We start from the raw sequence: 16,045 nt of genomic DNA, 5'->3' as shown, positions 1-16,045 counted from the left end.
TGCCCGCACGGCAGCGCGGTAATCAACCACCGCAAGCGCAAGGGTTGTTGACGCAAGGCCACCTGCAACTCCGGCAGCTCCGAGCTCGTTCCCCTGTTCATTGACCGCCGACCGTGGCGTCCCCAAGGCCACCCTGATGCGGCGCCTCGCCGGTTGCGTCCTGCGAAGTGGTGTACGGGCCGGAGCTGTCTCCGGAGCCACCTGAGGTACCTGAAGACCTCGTGGCCGGCTTGTTCGCCGGCAGCGGGGCCTTGACCTCTCGGGGCACCACCAGCCGCCGTTCAAGGTCACATTGCGTCGAACCAGGGCTTGCCCTCGGCCCAATGGCGGACCCAGCCGGCGAAGCCGGACTCGCCGGTGGTGAAGCCGAACTCGGACCCGAACGGTCCGGCACCCTCGCCGCAGATGTTCCAGACGTGTCCACGGTGGAGGCCTGTGACGATCAGGTGCCAGTACATGCCGCAGCCGTCGGTGCCCAGCACGATCGACCCGTGGCCGAAGACCGGCTCCAGCATCGGGCCCAGCTCGTCGTCCGGCAAGTCGTCCTCCTCCCACAACCACGGCTCCGTGAGCGGGAATGGCTTGGCCAACTCACGGGCCGGGCTGTCGTCGCCCCAGTCGTCGGGCAGCTCGGCCAGCGGCACCAGGCCGAAGTCGGGCGGGCCGAAGCCGCAGCCGTCGGCTATCTCCGCGACGCAGGTCCGGTAGGGCTCAGGCAGCGTGATCCCGTGTTCCGCCTCGAAGGCGCGGACTGCCTCCCAGCCCAAGGGCTCGCCGGTGTCAAAGGCCGCCCGAAGCATGCGCAGATCTTCGGGGCCAGCGTGCTCGGTGTCCATGGGGCACATGGCTATCACCCACCAGTGTCAGATCACGGGGTGGGTGGCCCCGGACCGGCCTGTCAGGCTCGACGTGAAGCACTCTGACATCAGCGGCCGGCACCAGCAGCCGCGAACGTCGGTGGTCGAGACCGGACACCAGCGACCGGCCGACCGAGGTACACGATGCGTCGACGACGTCGACAGTTCCTCAAGATCGACCGACCTGACAAGAATGGGGCCCGGTCTCGAAGCCGACATCCGGCACGGGCGCGGTCCTGTCTGCTGGACGGCTCCCGTCGGCTTGCACCAGTCGCTGAGACTCCACCTCACCCCCACCGACCTTTCGCACAGGTTCCCTGGGCCGGGGACCCACTGGCGGCGATCACGGAGCCGAACTGCGCTGTGTGATGATGCACGAAAGGTGACCGGCCCTGGGGTGGGGCTACGTGCGTGAGAAGGGTTGGGCCCATCGTGGGCAAGGGCGGGGAGTCCATACCGGACGAGGAGTGGGAGCGCTTCCTCCGTGAAGCCGAGGCGGGGACGAAGGGCGCGCCCGAGGAGCCTTCGGCGCGGGCCCGGATGGTGGCACGGCGACTTCAGGAGGAGACCGGCCCGCCGGAGCCGTGGCGGAGTCACCAACCGGCCCGGCGGCAAAGAGGCAAGGGCTGGTACGCGGTCGGTCTGCTGGTTGCGGTCGCCTTGTTGGTCGTGGCGGTGGATCCGGAGCGGGTGGCCGGATGGTTCGGGGGCGGGGACGGAGGCGGCGAGAGTGCGCCACTCGCCGCGGAGTCGACACATCCGGATCAGCCGCCACCGACGGAACTGGCAGCCCGACAGCCGACCATGAAGCAGCCGTTCAGGGGGTCGCCCGCGCAGCAGTGGGGTGACGGGACGGCTGGAATCGGCCTGCCCGAGGCCCGGGCGACCGGCTGGATGAGCAAGGAGCAGGTCGCCCAGGAGCTCGAGAAGACCCGGGACTTCCTCGCCGCGTCCAGCCTGAATCCCGGTGTGCTGCGCGGGGAACGGCCGGAGAAGGCGATCGCGTTGATCAATCCTCATCAGCAGGACGTCCAGGACTACCTGTCGACCGCGTTCCGCGCGCCCAGCCGGGAGAACGATCCTCTGCTGCTGTTCAGCCGGTTCGACAAGACGAAGGTCCGGCTTGTCGGGGATGTGGTCAAGACGCGAGGACGGATCACGTACCGAGAGGGCAAGCGCGGGGCGGTCGAGGTGACCACCGATATCACGTACGTATATCCGGTCGTACGCGCTGCGGAGGGAAGCGACGACGTCGCGCGCACCATCGTGCGTCGCGAGGTCGTGATGAGTTGGGACGACCCGGCCAAGATCGTCATCGAGCCGGGGACGTTCTCCCTCGTCTCCTACAAGGTGGACACCACCAACGGCGGCTGCGACACCTTCACCGGCTACCTCACCCCCAGGTTCAACGCAGAGCGCGCGGCCTCGGACCCGGGAGACGGCCCCGAGGTCGACCCGTACGACCGGAGCACGTCGATGGAAACGCGTATGCGGGAGGCCGGCGACGCGGGGTGCGGGACTGCCACACGGTCGTGAGCGGCTGCCGGTGATCCCGCCGCGGCCGCCCGGGGCCATCCGCCGGCGGCGACAGCGGAGCCAGCCTAGACCACGCCGCATCCGTCAACTCGCAACGATCGAGCACGAGATCACTGATCAGTGTGTGCGGGTCGGAACCGCGCGCGGGGCTGGCTACGAACAGACTCAGCCACGCAGGGGCACCCGAACGCCAACGACCCCGGAAGTTCTTGGGCCTTGGCGACGGCCGGCGCATTTCACTCGTACTGACGCCGGTCCTCCCTCCACGCCGTCGAGCGTACGGACCGCCTCCCACACCCCGGCGGGAGCCGGGGAAGAACGGACGCATGTGACGGCGGGTGCGGCCGGGGCTCAGGCCGTGCGCTTGCGTGCTGCCGTCTTCTTCCCGGCGGTCTTCTGGGCCGCCGTCTTCTTTGCCGGGGCCGCCGACTTCGCGGTCGTCTTCTTCGCCGCGGTCTTCTTGGCCGCCGTCTTCCTCGCCGCCGGCGCCTGCTCGCCGCCCCCGGCCGCCTTCGGTGCCCTCCGCGCGCTCTTGCGGGCCGGCAGACGTCTGACCTCGGCCGCCTTGCCCGCCTCACCGGCTTCCTCGCCCCTCGACTCCTTCGCCGCGCGCACGCTCTTCTCCAGGGCGGCCATCAGGTCGAGGACCGTGCCGCCCGTCGCCGGTTCGGGGACCTCGGGAGGTGCCTCGCCGGCGGCCTTCGCGGCGATCAGCTCCTCGACGGCCTCGCGGTACTCGTCGTGCAGGTCGCTCAGGTCGACCTCGCCGAGGGTGTCCATGAGGGCGTGTGCCAGGTCGAGTTCCTTGTCGTTGACCGTGACCCTCGTGTCCGGGGCGATGCCCTCGGGTGCGCGGACCTCGTCCGGCCACAGCAGCCCGTGCAGGGCGATGGCGTCCTCGACCACCCGCAGCATGCCCAGGCGCTCGCGGCCACGCAGCGCGAACTTCGCGATGGCGACCTTGTTGCTGCGCTTGAGGGCCTCGCGCAGCAGCGCGTACGGCTTGGCGGCCGGGGCACCGCTCGCGGCCAGGTAGTAGGCGCTGTCCATATGGAGCGGGTCGATCCGGTCGGCCGGGACGAAGGCCACGATCTCGATCGTCCGGGCCGTCGGGATCGGCAGATGGGCCAGCTCCTCCTCCGTGATCGGGATGATGGAGCCGTCCGCGTCCTCGTATCCCTTGCCGATCTCCCCGTGCGTGACCTCACGGCCCTCCAGCTCGCAGAACTTGTGGTAGCGGATGCGGCCGCCGTTCTCCGGGGGTCCGAACGTGTGGCGTGACGTCGTAGCACACTTCCTCGTTGAGCGTGCCGCGACGGTTCTCTGGGGGTGTTGCTCCGTAGTGGACCGTTGCTTTCTGTCCGTGGAGTGAAGTGAGGGGATCAACAGGTGCGTGCTTTTCCGGTCCGGATGCCGTCCGGTACTGCGTACTGGACAGTGGTCGATGCCGAAGTACAGGTGGTGAACGAAGCCGACCGGTACTTACGGGGCCTCAGGTTGAGCAAGGACCGGGCCGAGTCGACGACGAAGGCGTACGCCGAAGCGATCGCGCTGTTTCTACGCTGGTGTACGGCGACTGGACGAGATGAGGTTCCCCCGCTGCGCGGGAGTGGCTGACTAGCTGGTCAGGGCGGGTTGGCGGGGTTTCAGGTTCACTGGTTCGGCCGCTGCCTGGTTGGCGTAGTGCTTCTCCTCGAACTCGATCGGGCTGAGGTAGCCGAGCCGTTTCTGGATGCGGCGAGGGTTATAGAAGCCGTCGATGTACTCGAAGAGCGCGAGGTTCGCCTCGGCTCTGGTCGCGAAGACGCGGCCTCGGATGCACTCGGTCTTGATCAGCATCCACAGGTTCTCCCCAGGGCGTTGTCGAACGAGTCACCGACCGAGCCCATGGATGCTTGAATAGTTGCCTTCGCTGGTCGGCCGAACCCGTAACGGCAACGAGAACCGGGTGGCCGTCGAATTGCTGATCGACACCGGGAGGCGGCCCCAGGAGATCTGTCAGCTGCGCTGGGACTGCCTCAAGCAGGACGCCGACGGACAGCACGTGCTGATCTACGACAACTACAAGGCCAACCGCCACGGACGCCGGCTACCGATTTCCCAGGCCACGGCTGGCGTGATCACCAGACAGCAGGAACTGATCCGCGCCGACTTCCCCAGCACACCGACCGACCAGTTGATGCTGTTGCCCACGCGGGTGGCCAACCCACACGGCCGGAAGCCTATCGCGCCGGGATGGCTCTCCGGCCGCCACCGCGAGTGGATCCGGTCGCTGCCGGAGTTCCTGGTCCCCACCCGTGTCGAGTTGGACGGTCAGCCGGTCACCAGGATGATGCCCTTCGACAAGTCCAAGATCTTCCTTTACGCGTACCGGCACACTTACTGTCAGCGACACGCGGACGCCGGTGTCGCCGTCGATGTCCTCAGAGCCTTGATGGATCACCGGCGCCTGGACACCACTCAGACCTACTACCGGGTCACCGAAGAGCGGCGATGCGAGGCCGTCGACCGCGTCACCGAGATGCAGTTCGACCGGCACGGCAGGCGCATCTGGCGGCAGGCCAAGGAGCTGCTCGACTCCGAGCACGCTCGTCGGGCCGTCGGCGAGGTCGCCGTTCCCTACGGTGTCTGCACCGAGCCGTCGAACGTGGCAGCGGGTGGACACGACTGTCCCGTCAGATTCCGCTGTGTGGGCTGCGGTCATTTCCGTACTGACATCTCCTACCTGCCCGACTTGGAGGCATACCTCGCTGACCTGCTGCGCAACCGCGAGCGGATCGCCGCCGCGCTGGACGCGGATGACTGGGCCAAGGCCGAGGCAATGCCGTCGGACGAGGAGATCCGCCGTGTGAGACGACTCATCAAACGAGTCAAGGACGGCCTGGACGACCTCGACGCAAGCCAGCGTGCCGAGGTCGAGGAGGCCGTGTCCGTGGTCCGTCGCGGTCGGCAAAGCGTCCTGCTGGGGATGCCCCGTGTCCGCCAGCCTCTCCCCGATCTGCGACCAGAAAGGCCACTGTGACCAGCAAGAACACTCTCCCCATGGCTGAGGGGCGACGGGGGGACTCAGCACGCCGACACCAGCGAGTCGAGAAGGTCCTCAGCGCCGCGGTCAGAGAGGGCGGAGATCTCACCGTCTCCGGCATCGCCCGGGCCGCCGGAGTCGACCGCTCCTTTCTCTACCGACACCGCGACCTTCTGCAACTCATCCACACCGCAGCAACGACACCGCCGTCCGGCGAAGGACACGCCCAGGTCAGCAGAGCCTCCCTGCAAGCCGACCTGGCGAACGCCCTGGAGCGCAACGCCCGGCTCACAGCCCGAGTCCGGCAACTGGAGAACCGGCTGTCCCAACAGCTCGGTGAACAGGCCTGGCGCGACTCCGGCCTCGGCGCGCCCACCGATATCGACCACCTCCAGCGGCAGATCACCACCCTCGAACAGCGGATGGTGGAACTCCAAAGCCAACTCGAAGATCGAACAGAGGAACTAGCGGCCGCACGTGCGGCCAACCGAGAGCTGACCCGCTCACTCAACCAGGCCCATCGCTGACCGCACGTCCCCTCCCAACCATCCAGGTGGCGCATGCCGGGATGCGATCTGCGGCCGACGGAGGTGCCATGGGAAAACAGGAGGTGGGAGGCCATGGCCCGAGCGGTCTGGAGCGGTGCTCTCTCATTCGGGCTCGTCGCCCTGCCGGTGCAGCTGTTCACCGCCACGGAGAGCCACACGATTCGCTTCAACCAGCTCCAACGTGGAACGTCCGACCGAGTGCGCAACAAGCGCGTCAACGAGCGCACCGGCGAGGAAGTCCCCATGGAGGAGATTGTCAAAGGCTTCGACATCGGGGACGAGTATGTGATCGTCGAGCCAGGCGAACTGGACGAGATCGCCCCTGGCCAGTCCAAGTCGATGGAGATCACCGGGTTCGTCGACCTGGACCAGGTCGAGCCGGTCTTCTTCGACAAGGCCTACTACCTGGCCCCCAAGGGCAAGGAGTACGCCAAGGTCTACGCTCTGCTTCACAGCGCCCTGGCCCAGGCGAACAAGGTCGGCATAGCCACCGTCGTTATGCGCAACCACCAGTACCTGGTCGCTGTGAAGGCCGAGGGCGATGTCCTGGCGATGCACACCATGCACTGGGCGGACGAGGTCCGCGACCCTCATCGGGAGATCGGAAGTCTCCCGGAGGAGACTCAGGTCGCCGAGAAGGAACTGCAGACGGCGGTGCAGCTGGTCGAGGCCCTGAGCATCGACTGGAATCCGGACGAATACCACGACACCTACCGAGAGAAGGTGCTCCAGCTCGTGGAGGCCAAGCGCACCGGTCAGACCGTGGAGAAGGGCGAGGCTCCACCGCGCTCCACCAACGTCATCGATCTCATGGACGCGTTGCGGGCCAGCGTCGAACAAGCACAGACCACAAGGAAGGGAAGCGGGAAGGGGACGCAGGAAGCTGCGGGCACGAGTCCTCCGACACGGTTGAAGACAGCGGCAGAAAGGCGCGCCGACCGCACGGCCGGAAAGGCGCCGAAGTCATCAAAGGCTGAGCTGGAAGGGTTGAGCAAGGCCGAGCTCTATCAGCGCGCATCGGACGCCGACATCCCCGGCCGTTCGTCAATGACCCGCGAGGAACTACTCAAAGCCCTCTCCGGCAAGAGGGGACGTCGCACCGCACGAGTCTCCTGACGCTGCACCTCAGGGCAGCTGTCCCGCCCGAGTGGGGACGATGACCGGCCGGGCTCACAGCGTGTGGTAGAGGTGAACATCGAGATGGCTCGACGACGCTATAACCTCCGCCTGTGACCAACAGCCGCAGGCAGACCGAGAATCCTCGCCTCGACGGGCTACCTGACTATCAAACGCTTCTGGACGGTACGGATTGGGCGTCGCTCGCCACTGCGTGCGGGACGGGTGAATCCCTGCCGGCGGCGCTGGCACGCCTCCTCGACCCCGACCCGGTCGTCAGGGCAGACGCCGCCAAGGACGCGTTCGGGGGAGTAACCCACCAGAACACCATCTACGAAGCCACCGTGCCCGTAGCGCTCTACGTCGCTGCCATCCTCGACCACCCGGCCATCACGGCGGGCGACGTCGGCCACGATGCGGACATGTCACCGCGTCACCCGACCCTCGTGAGGCTACTTAACTGGCTCAGCGACACCGCCTACGACGCCGACGACGAGTGCGTCGCCCTTGGCGAACGTCATTACGGCGAGGGGTTTCTCCACGAGTACGGGGAGATGCGCGCGTTTCGAGACCTGCGCCCGGCGATCTTCTCCGCTGTCCGCCCTCTACTCAGCCATGACAACGCGCACGTACGTGACGCGGCCTTGGTCGCAGCCATCCCCCTCGCAGAACACCCCACTCTCACCACGCACCGGGGTGAGCTGGTCGACCACGCCCGCCATCTGCTGGCCACCAGCACTGACCGCCACAACAGAGACCGCGTCCTGGACGCGCTGAAGGCATGGCGTCACGACACCAGCGACCTGGAGAACGCAGCCGACATCGCAGCCCGGGAACGTCACGCCCGTCTCATGGCCGAACGCGCTTCCTGGGCAGGCGACTGGACAGGTGGCTACACCGAAGACCCGCCATTTTGACTCTGCCCCGCGGAGCCCATCCGCTGATCACCCAGCGTGGCCACACCACACAAGCTGAGCCAGAGCCACGACTCGTGAACAAAACCAGTCCACGCCATTCGGATCACGCGTGGTCGCAAGCCCAAGAAACCAAGCCGAACGACAACACCGGACACACCAATCCGCCACAGTTGTTGCACTTGGCACTACCCGAAACGGCCGCTCTCACCTGCGCCGACGCCGCACTCCCACCACCAGTACGCCGCACACCCCCAGAGAACCGCCGTCCTCCAGATGAATCTGCCGGAAGGAGATCGAGCGGCTCTCGGCGGCGTTCACCAATTTGATCGGGATGCTGACCAAGCCGAAGGAGATGGTGCCGTTCCAGATGGATCGCACGTGCCGCACCTTTCCGATGGTTGTTCCGACAGGTTCCGATGGTTGTTCCGACAGGTTCCGATGGTCGTTCCGACAGGTTCCGATGGTCGTTCCGACAGATTTCGATGGTCGTTCCGGCAGGATCCGATGGACCCCGGCTGGTTCCTGTGCGTTTCGACGGGCCCCGATGGATTCCAGTGAATTCCGGCAGGCTTTAGCCGTCTATCCACCTGTTTCATGGGATTCTCATCGTATGACGCCGATCACAGAGGTGGAGGGGCGACGGCTCGCGCTCAGCAACCTGGAGAAGGTCATCCATCCCGCGACCGGCTTCACCAAGGGCGAGCTGCTGCACTACTACGCGACCGCCGCGGACGCCCTGCTGCCCCACCTCCACGACCGCCCGCTGTCCTTCCTGCGCTACCCGGACGGTCCGGACGGGCAGGTCTTCTTCGCCAAGAACGTGCCGCCGGGTACGCCCGCTTGGGTCACCACGGCACAGGTGCCGCACTCCGAGGGCCCCGCCCGCATGGTGGTGATCCAGGACCTGGCGAGCCTGATGTGGGCGGCCAACCTCGTCACCGAGTTCCACACCCCGCAGGGGCGCGTCGACGCGCCCGACGAGGCCGACCGGCTGGTCCTCGACCTCGACCCGGGCACGCCCGCCACCGTCGTCGAGTGCTGCGAGGTCGCCCTGTGGCTGCGCGAGCGGCTAGCGCGGGACGGCATCGAGGCGTACGCGAAAACGTCCGGTTCGAAGGGGCTGCACCTGCTGGCGGCGGTGGAGCGGACGCCGTCGCGGCGGACCGCGGAGTACGCCAAGAGCCTCGCCGTGGAGGCGGAGGAGGCGCTGCCCCGCCTCGTCGTCCACCGCATGACCCGCAGCCTGCGGCCCGGGAAGGTCTTCGTGGACTGGAGCCAGAACGCTGCCCGCAAGACGACGGCAGCGCCCTACACGCTGCGCGCCCGCACCGAACCGACCGTGTCGACGCCGGTGACCTGGGAGGAGGTGACTGACTGCGCCTCCCCCGGCGATCTCGTCTTCCGCGCACCGGACATCGCGCCCCGCCTGAAGGCGCACGGCGACCTGCTGGCACCGCTCCTCGACCCCGCCCACGCCGGGCCGCTGCCCTGACCCCGCACGCCCTCGGTCCCCTCACACCCGCGACCAGATGTGCCGGTCCCGCGCCATCGCGTGCAGGGCCTCCACGTCCGCCGGTTTGAGTACGCCGCCCAGGCGGGCGAGGTCCGACAGGTCCGTGTCCTTCAGGACGCGGACCTGCCGCGGCGGGGTCGCGATCTCCAGGCGGGCGGGCTCCACCAGGGCCAGGACCGGGTGGATCTCGGCCGTCAGGGCGTAGGAGGCCCGGTCCGCGTCGACGCGTACCCGGCGCAGCAGCGGCTGCGGATCGTGGCGGCCCACCGTCACCATCGGGTCGGCGACGAGGATCCGCTGCCTGCGGGCGTAGAGCGAGTGCACCGCGAACAAGCCGCCGGGTCCGATCACCAGGTGATGGATGCGGTCCCCGCCGGGCAGCGGCACCGAGTGCAGAGTGTGCCAGCCGGCGCCCTCCAGCCGGTCCAGTGCCTCACCGACCGCCTGCTCGGCGGCGAGCGCGCGGCGCCGCGGGTCAGGGCGCAGCCGGTGGGCGGGCCCCGGGTCACGGTCCAGTGCGATCACCAGGGCCTCGCCGGGCCGGTTCGGCGCCAGGTCGTCGTCCGGGTGGAGGGAGAGCCGGGCCAGCTCCGCCGGGGTGGGGACGGGCGGCGGCCCCACCGCCACCGGGCCGGTCAGGAACGGGCCGAGGGCGTCGAGCACTTCCTGCCGCCGGTCCTCGCTGAGCAGGTTGACCCGGCCCGCCTCACGGTCGTACCAGGCGACGCTGCTCCCGTCGATGCCGCACACATACAGGCGTTCCCGCCCGTGCCGCCGGGCCGGTATGACGCGCAGTCCGCTCATGCACAACACCCCTCGACCATGGGAACAGGCGGGGTGCTCCGCGGGCAAGAACCCGGCTACCTTGGTGAGCGGTTGGGGAGTCAGTGGGAGGCCTCGTTGCGAACCCGCGGAATGCAACCCGATGTGCCCGCTCCGGACAGCCCGTGGAGCGAGATCGTGCCCGGCCTGTGGATGGGCGGCCACGAGTTCGCGCGGCATTCTGGAGAGCTGGAATTCGCCGTCGTACACGATGAGTTCGATCTGGTGCTGACCCTGTTGCGGCTGCCGGGGCACGGTCCGGACGGCGGGGTCGAGCACCATGTGTGGCCGATACCGGACGGGCCGCTCGACGGGACACAGATCGCAGGGGTGATGCGGCTCGCGCAGGCCGCCGACGACGCGTTGGAGGAGGGCCGCCGGGTCCTCGTCCGCTGCTATCACGGCTACAACCGCTCGGGATTGGTCATCGCGCACGCGCTGATCCGGGCCGGTCATAGCGCCGACGAGGCGATCGGCATGATCCGCGCCCGCCGCGGACCGTGGGCGCTGCACAACAAGTTGTTCGTGGAGTACCTGCGGGCAGGCCTGGACACGGCCCGCCTCCTGGAGGAACTCGCGGAGTGACGTCCGCGACCTTGCGATGGGTCGCGATCCGTACACCGCTTCTGAACATAGAGTGAACAATCGGTCATACAGTGAACAACCGGCCCTCAGGTGACCCTTAAGGACGTGGACGTGTTCCCCAGCCGCCGTGTGCGCGCAGCCTTCGGCCTCGCCGCCACCGCCCTGCTGCTGGCGGGCTGCGGCGACTCCGGCGCGCTGCGCGGCGCGGGTCCGACCGCCACCGCCGTCGGCCCGGTGGATCTCTGGCCGCAACTACCGCCCGCCTCCACCCCGGCCCTCGACTTCGGTGTGACGGACACCGAGACCATCAAGGGCATCACCGCTGCGGGCGACGACATCCACCGTGTGGACCCGCTGAACGTCGTACGCGCCGAGGTCGCCGCTCACCCGGACGTGTACTCCGGCCCGCACGCGGTGTACCGGCAGACGCGTGATCGGCTCAAGGACTGCGGCACACAGGGCACGCCGGACGGGAAGTGTCCGCTCCTGCGGGCGTACTACCGGGATCTCACCGGGGACGGGAAGGACGACATGGTGCTCGGTATCCGCTTCCCCGGCAACCAGCTGGCGGTGCGCGTCTACACCTTCGAGCACCACAGGCTGGTGCAGGTCATGGGCACCGCGGACAGCGTGGTCAGTGTGGAGCTGGCGGGCCGGGACGTGATCATCCGCTCGCCGTCGACGCTTCCGGGGTACGAGTTCCGCACGGTGTGGAGCTGGGACCCGCACCAGCACGCGATGCTGGCCAGCCGAGACGAGATCCTGCGGGTGCGGACCGCGTTCCGGGGCCGTCCGGCTTCGCCCGTCCCGTCGGAGAGTGCCTGGTGACCCCGCTGCGAGGGGCCCTCGGGCGGCTGCCCCACTGGACCGCCACCCTCACCTGGAAGGCGGCCGCCTTCATCACCGTGATGTGCTGCGGCCTGGCCGCCCTGCTCGGCGTGCTCGTCCATGTCCAGGTCACCGACCAGACCGTCGGCGAGGCCCGGGGCCGGGCGCTCGACCGGCTCGGCCAGGCGACGCTGGCATACGAGGCGGGCGGGCGGCTGCCGTTCCGTGCGGGCATCGACCTGTCGGGGCTGCCGGCGCAGCTGAGGGAGCTGGCGCGGGAGGGGTACCGCGGCACGATGGTCGGCACCGGCGACCCGCGGCCCACCATGTGGGCGGCGGGCCCCGCCGACGGCGGACGGACGCTCGCCGTACAGGTCGACTACGCCCAGGGAGCCCACACCATCGCGGGCCTCGACCGGGCGATCCTGTGGTCCTCGGCCCTGGCGATCGGCGCGACGCTGTTCGTCGGGGCGTTCGCGGTGACGCGTGTGACGCGGCGGCTGCAGGGCACCGCACAGGTGGCCCGGCGGATCAGCGCGGGCGACCTGGACGCGCGCGTGGACGACCCCCGGACGAAGGACCCGACGCGCCCACAGGACGAGGTGGCCGCGGTCGCCGGCGCCCTGGACACGATGGCGTCCACGCTGCAGGGCAAGCTGCTGAGCGAGCAGCGGTTCACCGCGGATGTGGCGCACGAGCTGCGCACCCCGCTGACCGGGCTGCACGCCGCGGCCGAACTCCTGCCGCCCGGACGGCCGACCGAGCTGGTGCGCGACCGGGTGGCCGCGCTGCGCACGCTCACCGAGGACCTGCTGGAGATCTCCCGGCTGGACACGAAGAGGGAACGTCTCGAACTGGGCACCGAGCGGCTCGCGCCGCTGGCCGAGCGGGTGGTCCGGGCCTCCGGTACCGGGACCGAGGTCCGGGTCGTGCGCGACGCGCGCGTGGAGACCGACCGGCGTCGCCTGGAGCGCGTGCTCGGCAATCTCGTGGCGAACGCGCACCGGCACGGACGTGGCCCCGTGGTGCTGACGGTCGACGGCCCGCGCGTCACCGTACGGGATCACGGGGACGGCTACCCGGACTACCTGCTGGCGCACGGGCCGCAGCGGTTCCGTACCGAGAGCGGCGGGAAGGGGCACGGGCTGGGGCTGACGATCGCGCTCGGCCAGTCGGAGGTGCTGGGCGCCCGGCTGGAGTTCGCCAACGCCCCGGACGGCGGAGCGGTGGCCGCGCTGGCGCTCCCCGGGCGCGTAGGGAACGCGACCGACGGCCTCGAGGGCTGACCCAAACCACCGGAACGACCCGATTGCCCTCATAACGGGACACCGTGTCCGCCCACTTGCTACGTTCCGTTCATGATCCAGCCCGGAACGCCAGGGGCCAGCACGGTGGCGGACACCCCCGCTCCCGCCCTGCGGCTGCCCCGGCGCCGTGGCATCGAGTTCTCGCTCATCGTTCTCGCCGTCCTGATCTCCGTGTACGGCTACTGCGCGGTCGGCCTCGCCAAGAACGGCACCCTGCCGCCCGGTGCCGCCCATTACGGCGCCGGGCTCGGCGGGCTCGCGCTGCTCGCGCACTGCGCGGTGCGCCTGCGGGCCCCGTACGCGGACCCCCTGCTGCTGCCGATCGCCGTGCTGCTCAACGGCGTGGGCCTGGTGCTGATCTACCGCCTCGACCTGGAGACCCCGGGCCACCGGGCGGCCCCCACCCAGCTGTACTGGTCCACGGCCGGCGTGGCGCTCTTCGTCGCCGTCGTGGTGCTGCTGCGCACCCACCGGCTGCTCCAGCGCTACACGTACGTCTGCGGGGTCGCCGCGCTCCTCCTGCTCGTCCTGCCGATCTTCTTCCCGCCGTTGAACGGAGCCCGGCTCTGGCTCAGGATCGCCGGATTCTCCATCCAGCCGGGCGAGTTCGCGAAGGTGCTCCTCGCGGTCTTCTACGCCGGGTACCTGGCCGCCAACCGCCATGCGCTGGCGTTCTCCGGCCGCCGGATCGGACCACTGCAACTGCCCACCGGACGCGTCCTCGGCCCGGTCGTGGCGATCTGGCTGCTGAGCGTCGGGGTGCTGGCCCTGGAGCGGGACCTCGGGACCTCGCTGCTGTTCTTCGGCCTGTTCGTGGTGCTGCTGTACATCGCCACGGGCCGCACCGGCTGGGTCGCCGTCGGGCTGCTGCTCGCGTTCCTCGGCGCGCTCGCCGTGGCCCGCCTGGAACCGCACGTGCACGGCAGGGTCCATGAGTGGCTGCACCCCTTCGCCTCGATCGACGCGGGCCAGGGGGCGGGCCAGATCGCCCAGTCCCTCTTCGCGTTCGCCGCCGGCGGCGCTCTCGGCACCGGGCTCGGCCTCGGTCACTCGATCCTCATCGGCTTCGCCGCCAAGTCGGACTTCATCCTGGCGACGGCGGGCGAGGAACTGGGCCTGGCGGGCCTGTCCGCACTCTTCCTGATCTACGGCCTGCTGGTGGCGCGCGGCTACCGGGCGGGCCTGGCGCTGCGCGACCCGTTCGGGCGCCTGCTGGCCCTCGGGCTCGCGTCGATCGTGGCGCTCCAGGTGTTCGTGATCGCCGGCGGGGTGACGGGCCTGATCCCGCTGACGGGCCTGGCCATGCCCTTCCTCGCGCAGGGCGGCTCGTCACTCGTCACCAACTGGATCATCGTCGCGCTGCTGATCAGGATCAGCGACTCGGCGCACGGCCCGTACGAGGGGACGGCGCCGCCATGAGCCTCCCCCACGATCTCGACCTCGCCCGACCCGGGGGGACCCGAACCGTCCGCCGGGCGGCGGCCCTGTGCGCGCTGCTCCTGATCGCCCTGCTGGTGAACGCGTCACGGGTGCAGATCGTCGAGTCCTCCCGCTACGAGGACAACCCCGCCAACCGCCGTCCGATGATCGCCCGGTACGGCCAGCCGCGCGGCGACATCGTCGTCGACGGCCGCGCGGTGACCGGCTCGCGGGACACGGGCCGGATGTTCCGCTACGAGCGCACGTACACCGACGGCCCGCTGTACGCGCCGGTCACCGGCTTCGCCTCGCAGGTGTACGGGACGACGCTGCTGGAGGACGCGCAGGACGGTGTGCTCGCGGGCACCGCCCGGCTGCTCGCACCGCTGCCCGCGTGGAACGACGTCGTACGGGGGCGCAGTCCCGGCGGCGACGTCGTCACCACCCTCAACGGGGCGGCGCAGCGGGCGGCGTACCAGGGCCTGGCCGGGCGCCCCGGCGCGGTGGCCGCGATCGAGCCGTCGACGGGGCGGATCCTGGCGCTGGTGTCGGCGCCGTCGTACGACCCCGGGGAGCTGTCCGGGTCGAGGGCGTCCGTCCCCCGGGCCTGGACGCGGCTGAACGGGGACGCGGCGCGACCGATGCTCAACCGGGCGGTCCGGGAGACGTATCCGCCCGGTTCGACGTTCAAGGTGGTGACGGCCGCGGCGGCGCTGGACACGGGGGTGGTGACGGACCCCGACGACTGGACGGCGTCTCCGGACCCGTACCGGCTGCCCGGCACGACGACCCTGCTGACGAACGAGGCGACCGGCTGTGCGGACGCGTCCCTGCGGTATGCCTTCACCTGGTCGTGCAACACGGTGTTCGCGAGGCTCGGCGTGGAGGTCGGGCTGCGGGACATGACGGTCGCGGCGACGGCCTTCGGCTTCAACGACCCGAAGCTGCGCGTCCCGTTCGCGGTGGCGCCGAGCACCTTCGCCCGGAAGCTGGACGCGTCGCAGCTGGCGTTGTCCTCGATCGGGCAGTTCGACACTCGGGCGACGCCGCTGCAGATGGCGATGATCGCGGCGGCGGTGGCGGGCGAGGGCTCGGTCATGGCGCCATACCTGGTGGAGAGGACGACGACCGGGACCGGCGACACGGTCTCGGTGGCCGGCCCCCGCACCCTGCACCGGGCGATGAGCCCGGCGACCGCGGCGCTACTGCGGGAGATGATGAGGAACGTGGTGGAGGAGGGGACGGGCCGCAATGCGGCGATCCGCGGCGCCACGGTGGGCGGCAAGACCGGCACGGCCCAGCACGGCGTCGGCAACTCCGGGAAGCCGTACGCCTGGTTCATCTCCTGGGCGCAGGCGGACGACGCGCCGCAGCCGGCGGTGGCGGTCGCTGTGGTGGTGGAGGACGCGGCGGGCGAGCGCGGTGAGATCAGTGGGGGCGGGAACGCGGCGCCGATCGCGAAGGCGGTGATGGAGGCGGTGCTGAACTCGGCACCACACCAGCTGAACTCGCCACCGCACCCGAGGAGTTGCCGGGGGTCCGCCTGCTGGGGCGGCGCCATCGCCCGCTAAC

15 protein-coding genes and 1 pseudogene are annotated in these 16,045 nt (G+C 69.7%); 11 read left to right on the top strand and 5 right to left on the bottom strand.

The features are described from left to right. Window positions 1-287: 287 nt before the first annotated feature. Window positions 288-836 (bottom strand): SMI1/KNR4 family protein, encoded by a 549-nt coding sequence (locus BIV24_RS03955; RefSeq protein ID WP_071364718.1) that lies wholly within the window; start codon window positions 834-836, stop codon window positions 288-290. A 453-nt stretch (window positions 837-1,289) separates the two neighbouring features. Here BIV24_RS03955 and BIV24_RS03950 point away from each other — a divergent pair, with 453 nt between their 5' ends. Continuing rightward, window positions 1,290-2,393: a hypothetical protein gene (locus BIV24_RS03950; protein WP_071364717.1), complete on the top strand. Its 1,104-nt coding sequence runs from the start codon at window positions 1,290-1,292 to the stop codon at window positions 2,391-2,393. Window positions 2,394-2,744: 351 nt separating this feature from the next. Here the strand turns inward: BIV24_RS03950 and ku (BIV24_RS03945) are convergent, their stop codons facing one another. Both ku (BIV24_RS03945) and BIV24_RS03940 read right to left on the bottom strand, forming a co-directional pair. After that, window positions 2,745-3,779 (bottom strand): non-homologous end joining protein Ku, encoded by a 1,035-nt coding sequence (gene ku / locus BIV24_RS03945; RefSeq protein ID WP_245766658.1) that lies wholly within the window; start codon window positions 3,777-3,779, stop codon window positions 2,745-2,747. A gap of 231 nt (window positions 3,780-4,010) precedes the next feature. Next, window positions 4,011-4,232, bottom strand: coding sequence for an IS3 family transposase (locus BIV24_RS03940; protein ID WP_071364716.1), 222 nt, complete (start codon window positions 4,230-4,232; stop codon window positions 4,011-4,013). A 64-nt stretch (window positions 4,233-4,296) separates the two neighbouring features. Here BIV24_RS03940 and BIV24_RS35005 point away from each other — a divergent pair, with 64 nt between their 5' ends. The 4 genes from BIV24_RS35005 to BIV24_RS03920 all read left to right on the top strand — a co-directional run bounded on the left by BIV24_RS35005 (window position 4,297) and on the right by BIV24_RS03920 (window position 7,999). Further along, window positions 4,297-5,415 (top strand): site-specific integrase, encoded by a 1,119-nt coding sequence (locus tag BIV24_RS35005; RefSeq protein WP_079167985.1) that lies wholly within the window; start codon window positions 4,297-4,299, stop codon window positions 5,413-5,415. A gap of 20 nt (window positions 5,416-5,435) precedes the next feature. Continuing rightward, entirely contained in the window at window positions 5,436-5,945 is a 510-nt protein-coding gene (locus BIV24_RS03930; protein ID WP_079167995.1) for a DUF6262 family protein, read from the top strand. Between the two features lie 93 nt (window positions 5,946-6,038). Further along, window positions 6,039-7,082, top strand: coding sequence for a non-homologous end joining protein Ku (gene ku / locus BIV24_RS03925; protein ID WP_071364715.1), 1,044 nt, complete (start codon window positions 6,039-6,041; stop codon window positions 7,080-7,082). Window positions 7,083-7,195: 113 nt separating this feature from the next. Continuing rightward, entirely contained in the window at window positions 7,196-7,999 is an 804-nt protein-coding gene (locus BIV24_RS03920) for a hypothetical protein (protein WP_071364714.1), read from the top strand. A 252-nt stretch (window positions 8,000-8,251) separates the two neighbouring features. Here the strand turns inward: BIV24_RS03920 and BIV24_RS31220 are convergent. Beyond that, a pseudogene (locus BIV24_RS31220) lies at window positions 8,252-8,377 on the bottom strand (non-homologous end joining protein Ku); the annotation flags it as partial. A 232-nt stretch (window positions 8,378-8,609) separates the two neighbouring features. On the opposite strand from BIV24_RS31220, the gene ligD reads away from it, so the two are divergent. Further along, complete coding sequence (gene ligD, locus BIV24_RS03915) at window positions 8,610-9,491, top strand: non-homologous end-joining DNA ligase (RefSeq protein ID WP_071364713.1); 882 nt, start codon at window positions 8,610-8,612, stop codon at window positions 9,489-9,491. 21 nt (window positions 9,492-9,512) lie between these two features. Here ligD and BIV24_RS03910 read toward each other — a convergent pair whose 3' ends face one another. Then, window positions 9,513-10,316: a nuclease-related domain-containing protein gene (locus BIV24_RS03910; protein ID WP_071364712.1), complete on the bottom strand. Its 804-nt coding sequence runs from the start codon at window positions 10,314-10,316 to the stop codon at window positions 9,513-9,515. Between the two features lie 96 nt (window positions 10,317-10,412). Between BIV24_RS03910 and BIV24_RS03905 the strand changes: the two genes are divergently transcribed. From BIV24_RS03905 to BIV24_RS03885, 5 genes are all read left to right on the top strand, one after another. Continuing rightward, window positions 10,413-10,919, top strand: coding sequence for a protein-tyrosine phosphatase family protein (locus tag BIV24_RS03905; protein ID WP_245766657.1), 507 nt, complete (start codon window positions 10,413-10,415; stop codon window positions 10,917-10,919). A gap of 105 nt (window positions 10,920-11,024) precedes the next feature. Then, on the top strand, window positions 11,025-11,747 hold the full coding sequence (locus tag BIV24_RS03900; protein WP_425442514.1) for a hypothetical protein: 723 nt from the start codon (window positions 11,025-11,027) through the stop codon (window positions 11,745-11,747). An 80-nt stretch (window positions 11,748-11,827) separates the two neighbouring features. Beyond that, window positions 11,828-13,033 (top strand): ATP-binding protein, encoded by a 1,206-nt coding sequence (locus BIV24_RS03895; protein WP_107459193.1) that lies wholly within the window; start codon window positions 11,828-11,830, stop codon window positions 13,031-13,033. A gap of 72 nt (window positions 13,034-13,105) precedes the next feature. Further along, window positions 13,106-14,473 carry an FtsW/RodA/SpoVE family cell cycle protein gene (locus BIV24_RS03890; protein ID WP_071364711.1) on the top strand — a complete coding sequence of 456 codons (1,368 nt, stop codon included), beginning with the start codon at window positions 13,106-13,108 and terminating at the stop codon, window positions 14,471-14,473. Next, entirely contained in the window at window positions 14,470-16,044 is a 1,575-nt protein-coding gene (locus BIV24_RS03885) for a penicillin-binding transpeptidase domain-containing protein (protein WP_079167983.1), read from the top strand. The genes BIV24_RS03890 and BIV24_RS03885 overlap by 4 nt, the downstream gene beginning before the upstream one ends. Window position 16,045: the final 1 nt, after the last annotated feature.

This window comes from Streptomyces colonosanans (assembly GCF_001866645.1).
GTDB lineage: Bacteria > Actinomycetota > Actinomycetes > Streptomycetales > Streptomycetaceae > Streptomyces > Streptomyces colonosanans.
The sequence above is the reverse complement of the archived record's forward strand: the minus strand, read 5'-3'. Positions and strand labels throughout refer to the sequence as shown.